The sequence below is a fragment of the Shewanella sp. MBTL60-007 genome (genome assembly GCF_019654915.1).
Classification (GTDB): Bacteria; Pseudomonadota; Gammaproteobacteria; order Enterobacterales; family Shewanellaceae; genus Shewanella.
The window spans coordinates 85291-102400 of the sequence record NZ_BPET01000007.1; the positions used below are offsets into that span (position 1 = coordinate 85291).

At 45.5% G+C, this 17110-nt stretch carries 16 protein-coding genes and 1 other annotated feature; of the genes, 8 read left to right on the top strand and 8 right to left on the bottom strand.

Annotated elements, in window-relative coordinates; genetic code table 11:
- Nucleotides 1–61: 61 nt before the first annotated feature.
- Genes trpCF through K5Q92_RS03965 form a run of 4 tightly spaced genes read right to left on the bottom strand, consistent with a single transcriptional unit; the run spans nucleotide 62 to nucleotide 4760 of the window.
- Complete coding sequence (gene trpCF / locus K5Q92_RS03950) at nucleotides 62–1489, bottom strand: bifunctional indole-3-glycerol-phosphate synthase TrpC/phosphoribosylanthranilate isomerase TrpF (protein WP_220767753.1); 1428 nt, start codon at nucleotides 1487–1489, stop codon at nucleotides 62–64.
- 1 nt (nucleotide 1490) lies between these two features.
- Nucleotides 1491–2564 carry an anthranilate phosphoribosyltransferase gene (trpD, locus tag K5Q92_RS03955; RefSeq protein ID WP_220767754.1) on the bottom strand — a complete coding sequence of 358 codons (1074 nt, stop codon included), beginning with the start codon at nucleotides 2562–2564 and terminating at the stop codon, nucleotides 1491–1493.
- A 4-nt stretch (nucleotides 2565–2568) separates the two neighbouring features.
- Nucleotides 2569–3183, bottom strand: a complete 615-nt coding sequence (locus tag K5Q92_RS03960; RefSeq protein WP_220767755.1) for an aminodeoxychorismate/anthranilate synthase component II — start codon at nucleotides 3181–3183, stop codon at nucleotides 2569–2571.
- Nucleotides 3180–4760: an anthranilate synthase component 1 gene (locus K5Q92_RS03965; RefSeq protein WP_220767756.1), complete on the bottom strand. Its 1581-nt coding sequence runs from the start codon at nucleotides 4758–4760 to the stop codon at nucleotides 3180–3182. Before K5Q92_RS03965 ends, K5Q92_RS03960 begins: the two co-directional genes overlap by 4 nt.
- 110 nt (nucleotides 4761–4870) lie before the next feature.
- Nucleotides 4871–4980, bottom strand: a sequence feature (Trp leader region).
- 474 nt (nucleotides 4981–5454) lie between these two features.
- Here K5Q92_RS03965 and K5Q92_RS03970 point away from each other — a divergent pair.
- From K5Q92_RS03970 to K5Q92_RS03990, 5 genes are all read left to right on the top strand, one after another.
- Nucleotides 5455–6189 carry a DUF1538 domain-containing protein gene (locus tag K5Q92_RS03970; RefSeq protein WP_220767757.1) on the top strand — a complete coding sequence of 245 codons (735 nt, stop codon included), beginning with the start codon at nucleotides 5455–5457 and terminating at the stop codon, nucleotides 6187–6189.
- A gap of 13 nt (nucleotides 6190–6202) precedes the next feature.
- Complete coding sequence (locus K5Q92_RS03975) at nucleotides 6203–6988, top strand: DUF1538 domain-containing protein (protein ID WP_220767758.1); 786 nt, start codon at nucleotides 6203–6205, stop codon at nucleotides 6986–6988.
- Nucleotides 6978–7328: a P-II family nitrogen regulator gene (locus K5Q92_RS03980; RefSeq protein ID WP_220767759.1), complete on the top strand. Its 351-nt coding sequence runs from the start codon at nucleotides 6978–6980 to the stop codon at nucleotides 7326–7328. Before K5Q92_RS03975 ends, K5Q92_RS03980 begins: the two co-directional genes overlap by 11 nt.
- Nucleotides 7325–7732, top strand: coding sequence for a CBS domain-containing protein (locus K5Q92_RS03985; protein ID WP_220767760.1), 408 nt, complete (start codon nucleotides 7325–7327; stop codon nucleotides 7730–7732). The genes K5Q92_RS03980 and K5Q92_RS03985 overlap by 4 nt, the downstream gene beginning before the upstream one ends.
- A 157-nt stretch (nucleotides 7733–7889) precedes the next feature.
- On the top strand, nucleotides 7890–8702 hold the full coding sequence (locus K5Q92_RS03990; RefSeq protein ID WP_220767761.1) for a RecX family transcriptional regulator: 813 nt from the start codon (nucleotides 7890–7892) through the stop codon (nucleotides 8700–8702).
- 136 nt (nucleotides 8703–8838) lie between these two features.
- Here the strand turns inward: K5Q92_RS03990 and K5Q92_RS03995 are convergent, their stop codons facing one another.
- The 3 genes from K5Q92_RS03995 to K5Q92_RS04005 form a co-directional block, all read right to left on the bottom strand.
- The gene (locus K5Q92_RS03995) at nucleotides 8839–9195 is read right to left on the bottom strand and encodes a glutathione S-transferase N-terminal domain-containing protein (RefSeq protein WP_220767762.1); all 357 of its coding nucleotides are present in this window, start codon (nucleotides 9193–9195) and stop codon (nucleotides 8839–8841) included.
- 88 nt (nucleotides 9196–9283) lie between these two features.
- A complete protein-coding gene (locus tag K5Q92_RS04000) occupies nucleotides 9284–9928 on the bottom strand; it encodes a Type 1 glutamine amidotransferase-like domain-containing protein (protein ID WP_220767763.1) in 645 nt (214 codons plus the stop codon).
- Nucleotides 9929–10106: 178 nt separating this feature from the next.
- Nucleotides 10107–13220, bottom strand: a complete 3114-nt coding sequence (locus K5Q92_RS04005; RefSeq protein WP_220767764.1) for a DUF748 domain-containing protein — start codon at nucleotides 13218–13220, stop codon at nucleotides 10107–10109.
- A gap of 367 nt (nucleotides 13221–13587) precedes the next feature.
- On the opposite strand from K5Q92_RS04005, the gene K5Q92_RS04010 reads away from it, so the two are divergent.
- From K5Q92_RS04010 to K5Q92_RS04020, 3 genes are all read left to right on the top strand, one after another.
- Nucleotides 13588–14295 (top strand): DUF445 domain-containing protein, encoded by a 708-nt coding sequence (locus tag K5Q92_RS04010; protein ID WP_220767765.1) that lies wholly within the window; start codon nucleotides 13588–13590, stop codon nucleotides 14293–14295.
- Between the two features lie 161 nt (nucleotides 14296–14456).
- Complete coding sequence (locus tag K5Q92_RS04015) at nucleotides 14457–14819, top strand: VOC family protein (protein WP_220767766.1); 363 nt, start codon at nucleotides 14457–14459, stop codon at nucleotides 14817–14819.
- A 39-nt stretch (nucleotides 14820–14858) separates the two neighbouring features.
- Nucleotides 14859–15200 (top strand): 5-carboxymethyl-2-hydroxymuconate Delta-isomerase, encoded by a 342-nt coding sequence (locus K5Q92_RS04020; protein WP_220767767.1) that lies wholly within the window; start codon nucleotides 14859–14861, stop codon nucleotides 15198–15200.
- A gap of 104 nt (nucleotides 15201–15304) precedes the next feature.
- Here K5Q92_RS04020 and asnB read toward each other — a convergent pair whose 3' ends face one another.
- Nucleotides 15305–16969, bottom strand: a complete 1665-nt coding sequence (gene asnB / locus K5Q92_RS04025; protein WP_220767768.1) for an asparagine synthase B — start codon at nucleotides 16967–16969, stop codon at nucleotides 15305–15307.
- Nucleotides 16970–17110: the final 141 nt, after the last annotated feature.

The following is a 17110-nucleotide window of genomic DNA, read 5'->3' on the forward strand; positions in this document are numbered from 1 at the left end:
ACAGGCCGGTTCAGCATGTGGCGATATTCTTGCTTAGCTTGTTGTACTAGTATTATCTAGCTTAGTACTGACGTAGCTGGGTAAACGTGGCTGATATTTTGCCAAAATCTTTTATGCCAGGGCTTTGCTCAAGACCAGAGTTAAAGTCTAAGCCGTAAAAGCCTTGGGCTGCGGCTAGCACTGCATTATCTGGGCTTAAGCCGCCAGCGAGTAGTGCCGTATCTCGGTTTGGCAGTGCCTTTTGCCAATCAAAGGTTTGGCCTGTACCGCCAAATTGACCGTCTGACTTACTATCAAAAACGATTCGGTCGATACCTTCCGGAATAATTAGCTCGTTGTTACTTTCAACATCGACCGCAACCGCTTTCCAAATTTGAGTCCGGCAGTCTTGCTCTGTAAAAATCGCTTTTAGCTGACTCACTTCAAGAGCTGTTTCTTTACCGTGTAACTGCACCGCAAACAGACCTAACTCGATTGCTAAATTTGCGATAACATCGACGGCTTCATTGACAAATACCCCAACTAGTTTGAGCTTGGTGCCACTTTGATGTAATTGCTTGACTAACTCTTTTGCTTGCTCGGAAGTTACAGATCGTGGTGATTTTTGGGCAAAAATGAGTCCACCATAGACAGCGCCCGCTTTTGCGACAGCGAGCATGTCTTCGATACGGGTTAGACCGCAAACTTTATTGTGCCCAAAAGTTAGGGTACGGCAGGCTAGGTCGAGATCATCCTCAGCCATTAACGAGCTACCAACTAAGAAACCATCGACTAAGGGCGCTAAACGGCGAACCTGTGCTTGGTTATAGATCCCAGACTCGCTGATCACCACTCTGTCGGCAGGAATATGCGGCGCGAGTTCTTCTGTAGTCGCAAGATCGGTAGATAAGTCGCGTAGGTTGCGGTTATTGATACCGATTATCTTGGCATTAAGCTCAATGGCGCGAGTCAGCTCAGCTTCGTTGCTGACCTCTGTTAAGATATCGAGGTGATATGTAGCGGCTTCGGCTGCTAAGGCTTGATAACGTGTGTCATCCAGTACCGATAGCATCAATAAGATGGCATCGGCGCCTTGGTGAGCGGCAAGCTTGACCTGATACTCATCAACGAAAAAGTCTTTGCACAAGATTGGCTGCGTAACACGAGCACGCACTCGTGGAATATAGTCCATGTCCCCTTGGAAGAACTGCTCATCGGTTAATACCGAGATGCCTGCTGCGTAGCGGTTATAGACATCGGCAATAGCATCGACATCAAACACGCCACGAATTAAGCCTTTAGATGGACTGGCTTTTTTACACTCTAAAATAAACCCAGCATTTGGGGCTTTTAGGGCATCAAATAAACTTCTGTCAGACACTTTAGGGGTAAGGTTTGCCTCAGGAAAGCGTAGCTTAAGTGACGCAATGTGAGCCGTTTTGGTATCAACAATTTTAGTTAATACGTTGCTTTCTTTGGCTACTCTTGTATCTCGTAGATCCGTGCTCACATTATGCTCCTTTGTCAGCTTGGCTAGCGTTAGCAAGCTGGGTCAATAATTCGTAGGCTTTACCGCTCTTTATCGTCTCTAATGCTAACGCTGTACCTGATTTAATGTCATCACAAATGCCGGCAACATAGAGGGCGCAGCCTGCATTTATGGCGACAGCATTCATATGGGCACTTTGACCTGTGCCCTTAAGGATGGCGCGGGTATACTCAGCATTTTCTTCAGGGGCACCGCCTTCTAAATCACTAAGCTCTGCTTTTGGGACACCAAGCATCTCAGGGTTAATGCGGTACTCGCTGATCTCTCCCTCTTTTAACTCATGCACTAAGGTATCACCGTGTAGTGCGACTTCATCGAGGCCGCTACCGTGAACGACCATAGCACGCTTAATACCAAGAGCCTTAACCACCTCTGCGATGGGGGCAACAAGCTCGGAGCTATAGACGCCTAGCAGCATAAAGTCAGGGTGGGATGGGTTAATGAGCGGCCCAAGCACATTAAATAGGGTGCGGGTTTTAAGCGCTTGGCGCACAGGCACTGCATGGGCGACGCCGCCGTGGTAGTGAGGTGCAAACAGGAAGCACAGCCCTAACTCGTCTAAGCAATCGCGGGCGGTTTCTGGAGCCATGGTTAGGTCGATACCAAATTGTGCTAGCAAGTCAGACGAGCCGGATTTACTTGAGACGCTGCGATTACCGTGTTTAGCGACATTGGCCCCCGCTGCTGCGGCAACGAACGCGGCAGTGGTGGATATATTGATGGTATTGTGGCCATCGCCGCCAGTACCTACGATATCGACGATGCCTTTGCTCGCAGTCGTTTTGTTCGGTGTAGGAAAAGCTTTGGCTGCCGCTCTTAGTGCATCGGCTGCGCCAGAGATCTCATCGATGGTTTCACCGCGCATCTTCATTGCTACCAACATACCCGCCATAGTGACTTCATTCATCTCACCTTGGATAATGCGGCTAAATAGTGTTTTTGCTTCTTGCCTGGTTAAACTTTCTCCGCGATAGAGGGATTCGATAAGCGCTTCAGCAGACTTAACTTTAGTGTGAGTGATTTCTGTTTGACTCATTATCTTATCCTTCTACGTTATCGCGGCTATTGTCGGCTAGTGCGTTAGATAAGTACCCTAAGCTTTGCACTAACAGCTGGCTACCTAAAGTGGTTAAAATGGATTCTGGATGAAACTGAAAACCCACCGCTTTGTCTTCTCTGTGAATGATAGCCATCGGCATCTCTTCTGTGGTCGCAATGACCTCTAGGCACTCGGGGATCTGGGTTGCCACTAAGCTATGATAACGGGCAACAGGAAGCGGTGAGGGGAGGCCTGCAAAGATATCTGTGCCGTTATGAAAGGTTGGGCTAGCTTTACCGTGAACCACTTGTCCTGCGCGCTCAACCTTACCACCGTAATGCTCAACCAAGGCTTGATGTCCAAGGCAAATCCCCAACATAGGCACCTTGCCTGCAACGCATTCAATTAAAGCCATTAGCGAGCCAGCTTCATGGGGCGCACCTGGGCCTGGTGACAGCACAAGTGCCGCAGGTACGGTTTCATTGAGCAATTTGTTAGCGATAAAGTTGGCATCGACATCATTACGATAAATTACAACTTCATAGCCTAGGCTTCTAAACTGATCCACTAGGTTGTAAGTGAAGGAGTCAAAGTTATCTAACAGGTAGATTTTCATAGCCCACCTCCCATCTTAATGGCTGAAATAACGGCTTGTGCTTTTTGTCGAGTTTCATCGGCTTCAGCTTGGGGATCTGAATCGAATACCACGCCAGCTCCGGCTTGAATATAAGCTGTACCATCTTTGACGAAGGCCGAGCGAATAACAATGCAGGTATCCATATCACCAAGGCCATTTAGGTAGCCTACTGCGCCGCCGTAGCTGCCGCGGCGTGTTTTTTCGGCTAAGCGAATAAGCTGTGCCGCACTCACTTTGGGGGCTCCTGTTAAGGTGCCCATATTCATACAGGCTTGATAGGCATGCAGAGCATCTAAATCGCTTCTTAGTTGGCCGGTGACACGGCTAACTAAGTGCATCACATGGGAGTATCTATCTACTTTTAATAGTTCAGGTACTTTGCGAGTGCCACTTTGACTGATGCGAGCGATATCGTTACGGGCCAAGTCTACAAGCATGATGTGCTCAGATAGCTCCTTCTTATCAAGGCGCAGTTCAAGTTCGTTGCGACTATCGAGATCAAAATCTATGTCGCCGTTGGCTGTCTTGCCCCGCTTTCGCGTGCCAGCTATGGGATAGATCTCTACTTGGTTACTCTTAGCCTCATATTTAAGGGCGCTCTCTGGAGACGCACCAAATAGCGTAAAGTCATCTCCGCGAAAGTAGAACATGTAGGGACTTGGGTTTGTCAGTCTCAGTGCGCGATAGGCACCTAATGTATTGGGGCAAGGTAGGCTGAAACTGCGTGACGGCACCACTTGGAAAATGTCACCAGCGATGATGTGTTCTTTTAAGCTATTGACCGTGTCTTTAAAGTCACTGTCAGAGATATTCACTTGCGTTTCTGCTTCGATGGCTTGTAATTCGGCAATGGGGGCTAATGACTGGCAAGCTTGCTGTATCTGAGCTATACGCTGCGTCTGTGTGGCTGTAATGCTATCTACGGTGCCTTGTGCTTGAGAAACAAATTGGTGAGTGATGATTTCAGCGCTTTGCTGCTGATGATCCACAAGAATTAAGGTTTCAGCGAGATAAAATAGGTAGTCAGGGCAGCTGTTATCACCTTGTGGCACTCTTGGCAGTGGCTCGATGGTGTCGATTAAGTCATAGGAGAGTACACCACCTAAAAACAGATCTTCAAACTCAGGGCTTTCATCGCAGCGAATGTGCTTAACTAGCGCTCGCAGACCATCGAGAGGAGAGGTCGACTTTAGGCGCGCGTCTTCATCGAGTTGGTTAGACTCTTTTTGCAAGGTAAGGCTTAAGCTTGAGCCATCAAAATGGTTAATTACCGTGGTCGGAAAGGCTTGCTCGAAAAAGGACTTAATAGGCGAGATTAGTGTCTTACCGTTGCCTGTTAACGCGCTAAATTCAAGTTGGTAGCCACTGCAGCGGATCATCATTGCAGCGTGGGTCAGCACGATACTCTTTAAGTGGTCTTTGCTGTCAATTTCAGCCGATTCCAGTAGCATGGTGTGAGGGGCATCTTGAGTTACATGCTGGTATAGACTAAGTGGATCGTCATGATACGCCAGCGCCGCTTTTTGGGTGATAACCTTAGCGATAGTGTGTTCCATGCTTATGCTCCTGCCTTATAGGGTCTTGCATTGTTCATTGTTTTATCTCACTTTTTTAGCCTGCCGCTTCGGGTTTTCTCTCTTCTTGCTTATTTTATTATCGCTTAGATACAAGAAAGCCCGCAGTGTATGCGGGCTTTCTTGTTGAATCTTGACTCAGTTTTCTGAGCACACAGTTCCACACCACCCGCTAATTTGGGAAGTGCCACCACCAATTAATGTTTTGGAAAGTAATAAACTGTGTCATTTAAAATTCATCTTGTTTGTTTCAGTGACTATATAGAAACATTTGTGGGTGAAAGCTGTCAATCGAATATTTCCATTTTTGATTGATTTTCACTAATAGAGTGAAAATATTTCTCTAATTTTATCTTTCTGGCGTGGTTTTAATCTTTTTTGAGTGGATCTTGCTAAAAATGTGCTTATTAAGTTTGGGTATTTGTAGCGTTTAGCTTGTTAATTAAACTTTGCGCGTGATAATGCGCCAATCCAGGCACTGATGAGCACGGTATAACATGCCGTGTGGCCATTTTTCATTATGCGTGATTCAATTTTCGGGTGGCCAAGGTCCAATTTGGCTGGTTCACTCGAGTCTGGCTTGATCTAGCTCAAATTTATTGCAACGTTTGTTAATTGTTTGTTGTTATCTTTGCTGGTTTTGGCACACTGAAAATGTGGCCTCAAAGGAGTGACTATGGCTTCAATTAATCAGCTTTTCAAAGCCTTGTTTAGTAGTTTTAAAGATCTGATCCCGATAATCTTGGTGGTCTGCTTTTTCGAGGTATTTGTGCTACAGCAAGCACCAGATAACCTCTTTTCTATACTCATCGGCCTTGTCTTCATCGTCGTCGGTTTAACTTTCTTTGTATTTGGTCTCGAAATGGGGCTGTTCCCTATCGGGGAGTCTTTAGCACATGCCCTAGCGCGTAAAGGCAGTGTTTTTTGGCTGGTGGTTTTTTCTTTCTCTCTTGGCTTTGGTACAACGCTCGCTGAACCCGCATTAACCGCCGTCGCAAACGAGGCGGCTGAGGTTGCCGCTGATGCTGGAGCAATAGCACCGACCGAAGAATCTATGGATGGCTATGCTTTGGGATTGCGGCTAACGGTTGCGCTTTCGGTGGGGCTGGCAATTTTACTGGGGGTGGTCAGAATCTTAAAAGGCTGGCCGATCCATTACCTGATTATTTCAGGGTATATCATCGTCATGATTTTGACCTCATTTGCCCCAGAAAACATCATAGGTGTCGCCTATGACTCGGGCGGGGTGACGACGTCTACGATTACTGTCCCCTTAGTGACTGCTCTAGGTGTGGGCTTGGCAACTGTGATTAAGGGGCGTAACCCCATGCTTGATGGTTTCGGTTTGATCGCGTTTGCCAGCTTAATGCCGATGATCTTTGTGCTGATCTACGGAATGCTGGTGCTTTAAAAGGAGTGCTTTAATGGATATGTTGCAGCAAGTACTCGATACCTTGCTGGTGACCATCAGGGATGTGGTCCCTATTGCGATCATTCTATTTGGCTTTCAGCTTGGTGTGTTGAGAAGGCCCGTGGCAAATTGGCGCCGCGTCGCTGCTGGCTTTGTTTATGTCATTTTAGGACTAAGCTTTTTCTTAGTGGGTCTTGAGATGGCACTATTTCCGATCGGTGAGAGTATGGCCGAGCAGCTCACCTCCCATGAGTTTATCCATGAAGACGATCTTGAAAATACCGTTAATGGCTGGCAGGACTATTATTGGGTCTATATTTTTGCGGCGGCGATAGGCTTTAGTACCACGATTGCTGAGCCATCACTTATCGCGGTTGCGATAAAGGCAAATCAGGTTTCCGGTGGCACCATAAGTATTCAGGGCTTACGTATTTCGGTGGCAATCGGTGTCGCCTTTGGTATCGCGTTAGGTTGTTTTCGTATCGTTGTGGGTGACCCTATTCATTACTACATCATGGCGGGCTATGTGCTGGTGGTGATCCAAACCTTTTATGCGCCTAAAACCATAGTGCCTCTGGCTTATGATTCTGGCGGAGTGACCACATCCACCGTTACCGTGCCGTTAGTGGCAGCCTTAGGTCTGGGACTTGCCACCAATGTCGATGGGCGCAACCCACTGATTGATGGCTTTGGCCTTATCGCCTTTGCCAGCTTATTTCCGATGATCACTGTGATGGGCTATGCCCAGTTAGTGGAACTTAAGAATAGAACCCAAAAGGAGCGAGATAATGCGCTTTAAACTGATCTTGGTGTTTATTGATGACGCCTGTACCGATTCGATCCTCGATGCGGCTCGCAGTAAAGGAGCGACGGGGGCGACAGTTATTAATCACGCTCGTGGTGAAGGGCTGAATAAACAGAAAACTTTTATGGGCCTATCGTTAGACGTGCAGCGTGACGTGGTGTTGTTGTTGGTTGAAGAGCACCTATGTCGCTCGATATTAGAAACGGTCAGCGAAGTTGGCGGTTTTGACAGCGATTCGGGTAAAGGCATTGCGATTCAAATTGATGTGGAAGACGCCGTTGGCGTTGCCCATCAAGTACAAAAACTTACTCATGATATTGAGGATCAAATATGAAAAGCGAAAACTTAGTCAGAAATCATGATGTCATGAGTCAAGATTACGCCATGATTGATGGGTTGAAAACCGTGGCCGATGCCATTGAACACGCGGTTAAAAGCAAGGTAAACGTGCTGTTTGTTAATAAACGCCATGACGATGATGAATTTGGCATGGTACTGATGAGTGACATTGCTAAGAAAGTGCTGGCACAGGATAGATCGCCCGAGAGAGTCAATGTATATGAGATCATGGTCAAGCCCGTGCTATCAGTCCCCGGTACGATGGATGTGCGTTACAGTGCGCGTCTATTTGAGCGTTTTGGTATTACTAAGGCGCCTGTGATTGAGAGCGGTAAGATAGCGGGATTGGTGAGCTACCACGATATTGTGCTTAAAGGCATGATCAATAAGGTGAGATAATTTTTTGAAAACGAACGCCGAGTCAGGGCTCTCTCGGCGTCTCTTTGTACTCTTAACTCTTATTTCTTACTCTTTATTCTTTAACTGAATATTCTTTAACTGAGCAGGGATCTGCTACACTGGCTCTGGTTACTTTTCAATTTAAGTTCAATTTGTTATGCAGCGCCCACCACTACGTCAAGCTAAAACCATCGATAATGTTTTTAATAGTGCTTATTGGCATCTAAGCCAGCAAGATTTCACTATCAATGAAATTCGCAGCAAGCTTGAACGGAAAACCGAAAATCAAGAGTGGATCGATACTGTACTGGCTAGACTTATTGAGAGCGGCTATCTAAAAAGTGATTTTGAATTTGCAGTACGCTATTGCGAGCTGGCCTTTAGCCATGAGTTAGGCACAGGTGCTATAAGGCGCAAATTACAGCAGCGGGGCGTCTCCATTTCTGAGATCGATAGCGCCATAGAGCGGGTGATGGATGAGCAAAATGTCGATACCTTTGAGATGGCTACATCTAGGCTTCTCGGCAAGTATGATAACTTTCATGGCACTAACAAAGAGAAAGTCTTCGCTCAGATGACGTCAAAAGGATTTTCTCGAGTAGAGATAGAGCACGCCTTATCACAGCATCCACAGCGTGACACTCTGCGCAGTAAATTGGCGGTGAAGGCGGATAAAGTCGACTTAAGCAGTGAAATAATCAAGTTATATAACAAAGGTAAAGGTCTGACTCTTATTGAGCAGGAGCTAAAGCAGCGACTGATTGATTTGAGCGATTTTGAAGAGACTTTGTATCAACTGACGCTTACTGGGGATGTCGATTTTTATCACAGTTGCAAAGAGGAGCTAGCTAAAAAGCGTTATGACTTAACTGACTATAAACAGAAGTCTAAAGCATACGCTTATTTATCCCGTAAAGGTTTTAGCAGTGATGAGATCAAAGAGGCGATGAGGCTAGATGATGAGGCGTGAAGATATCGCCCATATAGACCTGCCAGATAACGCGACACTGATTGCACCAACAAATGCTAGGTAGCCTAGAAATATCGGCTTGAGATAGAGATGAAAAAGGCAGCTTATGCTGCCTTTTGTTTTTTATAGACTTTACTTATGCAAATTTCTTATCGAGGAAGTTGATGATCTCTGAGGATTCATACATCCAAGTCGATTGGCCGTTTTCTTCAATTTTCATACAAGGGACCTGCAGCTTGCCACCACCGTTTAGTAATGTACTCTTGTGCGGTTCTTGCTTGGCATCGAGTGTGACGATATTTAAGCCTTGACGGCGCAGTGAGCGACGAACCTTTACGCAAAATGGGCATGCCTTATACTCGTAAATAGTCATGTTGCTGGTTTCGCTGTTAATTCTTTGTTGCTCTTCTTGTGGACGCTTCAGTTTTTTAGGCGCAAAAATAAAGTTTAAAAACAAAATGATACGACCTAATACCCAACGAATAATAAACATTAACTACCTCTGATGTATTGATACTCGGGCAGATTTTAACTCAAGTGTTACAGGGTTGAAAGTATTGGATAAAGAGCACTTTTCATTTTTACAATAAATGCCACTGACAAACGCCGAGTTGTTCAACTTTACCTGTAATGAATAGGAGACTGGAATCATCTGGGCATAAACAGAGTTGCTGCTTGAATACAGCTAGCTGTTGTTGAAATTGGTCGCTTTGCAGCTGTGCTTGGTCAATATGAGGTGTAAACATAAAGTCCACGAGATTGAGGGCGCTTAAATCATCGAGCCCACAGTGGTTGATATCGCCACAAAGGCTGGCACTTGCAATCGAGGGGGTCATAATCATAGCTCCAGCGCTAATGCCGATAAGGCCACCGCCATTAATGGCGTACTGGCGCAGCACCGGCAATAGCTTTCTATTTTTAAGGCCCTTTAAGAAACGGTAAGTATCGCCGCCTGAGAGATGAATGGCATCGCAGTTTAGTAAGCATTCGAGAGATTGTTGTGAAAATCCTCCCTCTAATTCGAGATAAACACTGAGTTCGGCACCGAGGGCTTGATACATTTGCTGAGCTTGTTGATAGAACTCTCGATGTGGATCGGGCTGCGATGCGATATAGCCAACCCTTAACGGCGAATGCTTATTAATGCTAATGAGCGATTGTAGTAGCGCATTGATTGCCGCTTGGGCATTTTCGGTATTCGGATCACTCAGTAGGGCGAGTTTCATCTATCACTCCTTAGATTTTAGCTGCGAATGAGTATGTATAGACTTAGGTCATAGGATCGACATTAACTGATTAAATCTAATAACAAAAGTGAAAGAGAGACTATTTTGCAAGGAGAATAAAAAGGCACACTAATCATTAGTGTGCCTTCTGTGGCTTGTGTTTCATCTAAAGATAAGCTTACTTGGCGGACAAGGTTAACAAGGCTTGGCTTGAGCCAGTGTTAAGCTCGACTCGACTATCGAGCAGGAATATTCTTTCCGGCGCGATATTTCTTTTTTCGATTAAGTAGGTTTTCACCGCAGTTGCCCGTTGTTGAGCCAGCTTTCCGAGTGCATCCTCGGCAATACGTTGGGCGCCTAAGGTAAAGTTATACAGCGCCATATGCCAGCGCTGAGATAATTGCTCTGGGGTTAGTTTTTCTTCCCCTTGATGTTCTGCCACTATCTTATCTTTTACAGCCTGAGCCGAACGACCAAGCTCTGTCTCATACAGAGCAATGAGTGCATCAGATAGCGGCCCTGTTGTAGGGTAGCTACTTGGGGAAAGTGCTACTGGAAGTGTCTTGATATCAAGCTGTGCGGTTTGGGCCAGTTTACGTTTAAGCTTAAGTTCATTGAGAGCATGGCTGTCTTCAAGCATGTTAACGCCTCCCTCAACATTGAGGGTCAGCATGGGCCTGTCATTCAGTCCTTCGGCTAACTTGTCTAAAGTTTCTTGCTCTCTATTGTCTAGAGTTGCGATACCTGCAGCGAAATTGATCTTATCGAGTTCCCCTTCATCGGCACCAAGTAAATTGGCGAGCAAACTAAAGGGAGCGGTCACGGCTTTGGTGATCACATTAGTAAAGGCTTTCATCACTATGCTGCCAATGCTAAAGCTTGGGTCGTCAACATCGCCAGAAACCTGCAGGCCTAAATCAATCACTCCATGCCTATCTTGCAGTAGTGCGATGGCTAAGGTGACCGGCAAGGTAGTTGCTAGGCTGCTGTCGCTGGGTTTTCCCAGTTTTAACTGGTCTACCACCAAGTGGTTGTCACCGACTAATTTGTTGTCATCGAGTCGATATTTTAGATCTAAAGAAAGCAATCCTTTATCTATGTAATAGCCGGCATAGGTACCCGAGTATGGGTTCACTGAGGTTAGCTCAACATGCTTAAAGCTTAGGGCAAGATCGAGATAGGGCCGTTCTAGTAACGGGTTTATATCGCCTTTTAGTGTGACGGGGGCATAGCGGTCTATTTTACCTTTAATATCGACCGATGCAGTTTGCTCACTGCTTGATGACAATTTACTGATGCTACCGTCTAAGTGTTCGATGCTGGCGGCAAAGTTGGGGGTTAATGAGTTATCAGCGAAGAAGGTTGAGCCATCTTTAAAGCTGATTTTATTGATGGTTAACGCCAAAGGCTGAGTAGATGCTTTGTCATTGCTATTTTTAGTCGTCACGTTGGCGGTGACGGCGGTTTTTGCTTGCGCGCTTTTAGACTTTTCAATTGGGGCTTCGGGTTGCGGTTGTACCACAAGATCGCCGATGTTGGTGCTCTTATCTTTAGCAATGATAATACGGCCAAAGGGCTGATTTAGGACTATATGGTCGATATCGAGGCGGTTGGCGGTCTTATCAAATGCCATACGGTTGATGGCTAGGCCTTTCCATTTGAGTAGCTCTTTTTTCTGTACTGTGTCTTTAATGAGTAGATCGTTAATCGCTAACTCGCCGATATAGCTTAATTGCTCGGTTTTAGCATCGATCACAAGCTCTCCTTGGGTATTAAAATCACCTTGCTTAAGCTCGATATTTACATAAGGCTTTAGGTAGTCTTGTAATTGCGGCAGGGCAAACTCGGTAACAGACATTTTGGCGTTCACCAACTGCTTTAATACATCTATGCTGCCGGTAGTCGTAACTATCCCTTTTTGATTGATATTGAGTGACAGTTGATAGTCTATCGGCTTAGCCAGACTTGCTTCTACTGCGCCAGTGGTGAGGTTAATGTCGTCTATTTGCCAAAGGGTGCTTTTAGTCAGCAACTGCTCAGTGAGGTTGACTTGATAATCTTTAAGGTTGATCCCCTTAAGTACGGCCGTCCAGCTGGACTTGCTTTGCACTAGGTCTTGATTGTTATCAACAGCTTGTGTGAAGGGCTTTGCTTTAGTCTCTTGTGCTGCGGAGCTGGTTTCACTTAATGGAGTGAATAGCGTGGCAAGATCAGCACCGTCTTTATTCACTTTAGCGTTAAGGACTAGACCGTTGGTATCTAAGCTTTCAGCCGTAACAGTTTGCTGCAGCAGATTGAAGGCTATCCCTTTAAGCGCAAGCATAGGCAGCTTGATTATCGACTGTTTTTGGTAATCAAAGTTAACCTCGTCGAGTTGGACTAGTCCGAGGTCTGTAGTGACTTCGAATTTGTTGTCTTGCATCTGAAGTTGGTAATTACTCGATAGACTCAAACGGCCAGAGGTGAGTTCAGGCGCAAAGTGCTCAGAGATAAACGACCAGAACTGTGGTAACTGTATGTCATTTAATTGCACGTCGCCGACAATGTTAAGGGGATCCAGCTGCACTATCCCTTGAGTTGCAATATTCCCGCCTTCACGGCCAACCACCTGTATCGAGTAGTGATTAGTTTTTTGTTGCTCACCAAGATTTTCTAGCGCCGTTTGGATTGCATACTCTGAATCGAAAAACTTAACGTTTAGATTGAGTTCAGGGTAGTGTAGTCGGCTATTCGTGACATGATCAATAAAACTTAAATCAGCATTTACGATAGCGAGGTTGGAGATAATAAAATGCGGAATAGCAGTCGTTTTTGTTGATTCTTCGCTGGCATCCTCTTTAGTGCGATTAGCTAAAGTGTCGATAATATCTGAAAAATTAAAGCGCAATGTTTGCGGTGCTTTTATACGCTCAACATTGATTGCCGGGCTGGTCAATGTGATGTCGGCAACGCTAAATGCACCATTAAAAATAGAGTCCCAAAATTGGTATTCAAAGGTGAGCTGTTTAAAGCCGATAAAGGGCAGATTATTGGTTTCGTGAAGCTCGAAGTTATCAATAGCGACTTCTAGGGTAAAAGGATTGATCTTTACCTGCTCTAAGGTCACTGGTCGCTGCAGTAGTTCAGATAGTTGCTTAGGCGCTTGTTTGACAACAATATAGGGAACTAAGAGGCCTAAAAGGGCGGTAAAGCTAAGGTAAATGGCAGAAAGTATGATGAGCAGGCGCTGATATCTAGGGCGTTGCCGATAGCCATTGAGTATAGGTTTAAGTAAATTTTTGATAAAAGACATACTGACCTTCGTCGAATTAAATGTGGCAGAGTGTTTATCGCTTTAACGGGAGAGCCCCAAGGCGGGTCTGTTAAAGGCTGATACACCTATTTCAATTTTAGACTTATTATCATTTAAATGAGCCGTGTATCATATGCTTTTGGCGTTTTTAGTGAAAATATTTGTTAACGATAAATGGGGCGCAGTTTTTTATAGAGCTAATCTTTTTTAATACAAAGTGTTACCTACTATCACTACCTATAATTAGGCTGGTCATTAAACAAGCTGTTTGTGACGCTTAGCTAATTCGATGGCTGTAAGGCTATTGCCTCGGGTCTTTCTTGATTGATACCATAGCGCGTTTTCAATTTTGCTCTGGGGAATTAGCTTGAATAAGAGTGTTATCACCAATCTGCTTGCTGCTATTCTTGTTGCTGTAGGCTATTTTTTTGCCTTACCGATCGTATTAACAGTGGGGTTATTTGCGTTATCGGGTGCGGTGACCAACTGGCTCGCTATCCATATGCTGTTTGAAAAGGTGCCGGGCTTATATGGCTCTGGTGTCGTCCCTTCACGCTTTGAGGAGTTTAAGGCGGCGATTGCGCACCTTATGATGAAGCAATTCTTTACCGAGGAAAATATTGATCGTTTCTTGTCTGAGAAAGGCGGTGTGGAAAAGCAGTTAAATCTGCAACCAGTGATTGAGAAAATTGACCTTTCGCCAGCATTCGATGCTCTCGTAAGTACCGTGGCACAATCTTCCTTTGGCGGTATGCTGGCTATGTTCGGTGGCACTGATGCCATAACGCCGCTACGTGAACCTTTTATTGAAAAAATGAAGAGTTCGTTGAGTGAAATCGCCCAAGGTGACGACTTTTATGAGTTACTAAAAGCCGAGCTTGAACAGCCGAACATGATTGCGGATATGCGTGCAAAAGTGGAAGAGATTGTGACCCAAAGACTCGATGAGTTAACGCCACAACTTGTTAAAGAGATAGTGCAGGAGATGATCCGTGAGCACCTTGGTTGGTTAGTGGTCTGGGGCGGAGTATTCGGTGGCTTAATCGGTCTAGCAGCGGCGCTTATTCAAGGTTAAGTTGTTAACGGTTAAAAGGTGTGAAATAGGGAGCTTAGGCTCCCTTTTTAATGGATATTGCATTCTTTTGATTAACCTATTTATCTAGTAGCTGTTATCTAAAACTGAATATGTTTTAATCAATGGCGAGAGGGGTAAACACAGGTTCACAGGAGTGATAGATGCAACAAAGTCAAAACCAACATCATTGTATTAACTATCTTGAGATCCCGGTGAAAGAGATCGATAAGACGAAGGTGTTTTTTCATCAAGTTTTTGGATGGGAGTTTGTCGATTACGGCCCTGACTACACTTGCTTTGTCGATGTCGGTATAACAGGCGGCTTTTTTGTTAGCGACAAGGCATTCACCACGGACTCAGGCTGTCCATTGATTGTGATCTACTCTACAGAACTCGAGGCGTCACAAGCTAGTGTGGTGCGAGGGGGAGGGGAGATCTGCAAAGGGATATTTTCTTTTCCGGGAGGTCGGCGATTCCACTTTCTCGATCCTAATGGTAATGAATATGCCGTCTGGTCTGAATAAACTCCTATTATTCTTTATTACTAGCAAAGAGAGTAGAAAATGCCCCATTGCACGATTGAATATTCCGCACCTTTAGCCGAGTTGCTATCGATTGAAGCCCTAGTGACTGCATGTCACCGCGGCCTCGTCGAGTCGGAGCTGTTTGAGCCTCAGGCAATCAAGACCCGTGCCCACAGTTGTGAATTTTTTAAAGTGGGTGATTTAGATGAGGCAAACTTTATTCATCTTAATATCGCTATCATGCCTGGGCGCACAGATGAGCAAAAGTCTCTGCTGCTTGAACGAGTGTATGATGCGATTGCGCTTATCACTGCGTCGGTCTCGAGTGTAACTATTGAGATCGTGGATATTAATCAGCACTATTTTAAAGCGCTTAATTAACACATCATCTTGTATTGCTAACCTTTAAACAGTAAAGCCACTCAAACGAGTGGCTTTTTAATTGAGCAAGGATCAGCTAAATGCTTTGGTTTATGAGCTGTGGCTTAATAAGCACTATCGTGTACCGATTGCACGGCGCGGCCCGATGGATCGATGATCCCTTGCAGACTCGCATCCCAAGCCAGTGCTTCAGGGGTTGAGCAAGCTACTGACTTACCGCCTGGTACCGTTTCTGCGGCAGTTGGCAGCGGGAACAACTCCTCGAAGAAAGTACGGTAGAAATAGGCTTCCTTCGTTTCCGGGGTGTTGTATGGGAATCTAAACTTAGCGTTGATTAATTGTAGATCGTCCACCTTTTGCGCGGCGTGATCTTTAAGACCATCGATCCAAGAGTAACCAACGCCGTCGCTGAACTGTTCTTTTTGGCGCCAAGCCACTTCTTTAGGCAATTTATGCTCAAAGGCTTCGCGTAAAATGTGCTTCTCGATCTTGCCGTTCTTAGACATTTTTGCGTCAGGGTTGGTGCGCATCGCCACATCCATAAACTCTTTGTCTAGAAAAGGTACGCGAGCCTCAAGTCCCCAAGCCGCCATCGCTTTGTTAGCGCGTAGGCAATCGAATAGGTGTAGCTTGTCCAGCTTACGCACGAGTTCTTCATGGAAAGCTTGAGCGCTTGGTGCCTTATGGAAGTATAGGTAACCACCAAATAGCTCATCGGCGCCTTCACCTGACAACACCATCTTAATACCCATAGCCTTGATCTTACGCGCCATCAAATACATAGGGGTCGCAGCGCGGATGGTGGTGACATCGTAAGTTTCTAGGTGATAGATCACGTCTTTAATCGCATCAATACCATCTTGGAAGGTAAAGGTGATTTCGTGGTGAATAGTACCAATCGCATCGGCCACCTTTTGTGCTGCAACAAGATCAGGCGCACCTTCAAGGCCAACAGCAAACGAGTGAAGCTGGGGCCACCAAGCATCGCTCTCACCGTCGTCTTCAATTCGGCGCTTAGCAAATGTTTGGGTGATGGCTGAGATGACTGATGAGTCGAGGCCACCGGATAGCAAGACACCATAAGGCACGTCAGACATCAATTGTCGCTTAACTGCTGCTTCTAATGCGTCACGTACATCTTCTGCGCTGGCAGGGTTATCTTGCACTGCGGCAAATTCACGCCAGTCACGTTGATAGTAATGGGTAAGCTCGCCTTTTTCACTCGACAGATAGTGGCCTGGGGTAAAGGTTTCTACGGTTTTACATACAGGCATGAGCGATTTCATCTCTGATGCAACGTAGAAGTTACCCTCAGCATCTCGGCCTGTGTAGAGTGGGATAATTCCCATATGGTCTCGACCGACAAGGTAGGTATCACGAGCCTTGTCGTAAAGTACGAAGGCAAAAATGCCGTTGAGCTTATCTAAGAACTCTGTGCCGTACTCTTGATATAGAGCCAAGATCACTTCGCAATCAGAGTTTGTTTGGTAGCTGTATTTGTCGCCAAGCTCGGCCTTTAACTCTTTATGGTTGTAGATCTCACCGTTAACGGCTAATACGATAGATTCATCTTGGCTAAGTAGCGGTTGTGCACCGTGTTCAATATCAACGATGGCTAAACGTTCATGGGCCAAAATAGCTTTGTCACTGCTGTAAATTCCTGACCAATCAGGGCCTCGGTGACGCAGAAGTTTGGACATCTCTAGAGCGACTTGGCGCAGCGGCGTCGCGTCAGATTGGATATCTAAAATTGCAAAAATTGAACACATAGCTCACTCCAAAAAATTCTGTCTTAAACTCAATTGACTATTACTCTGCCATCGAAAACTCAATAATACAAATCTGCATTTAATGATTTTATTGTATTTTTGCGTTTTTACTGTGTGAAATCTTGGTTTTAAATCTGATCA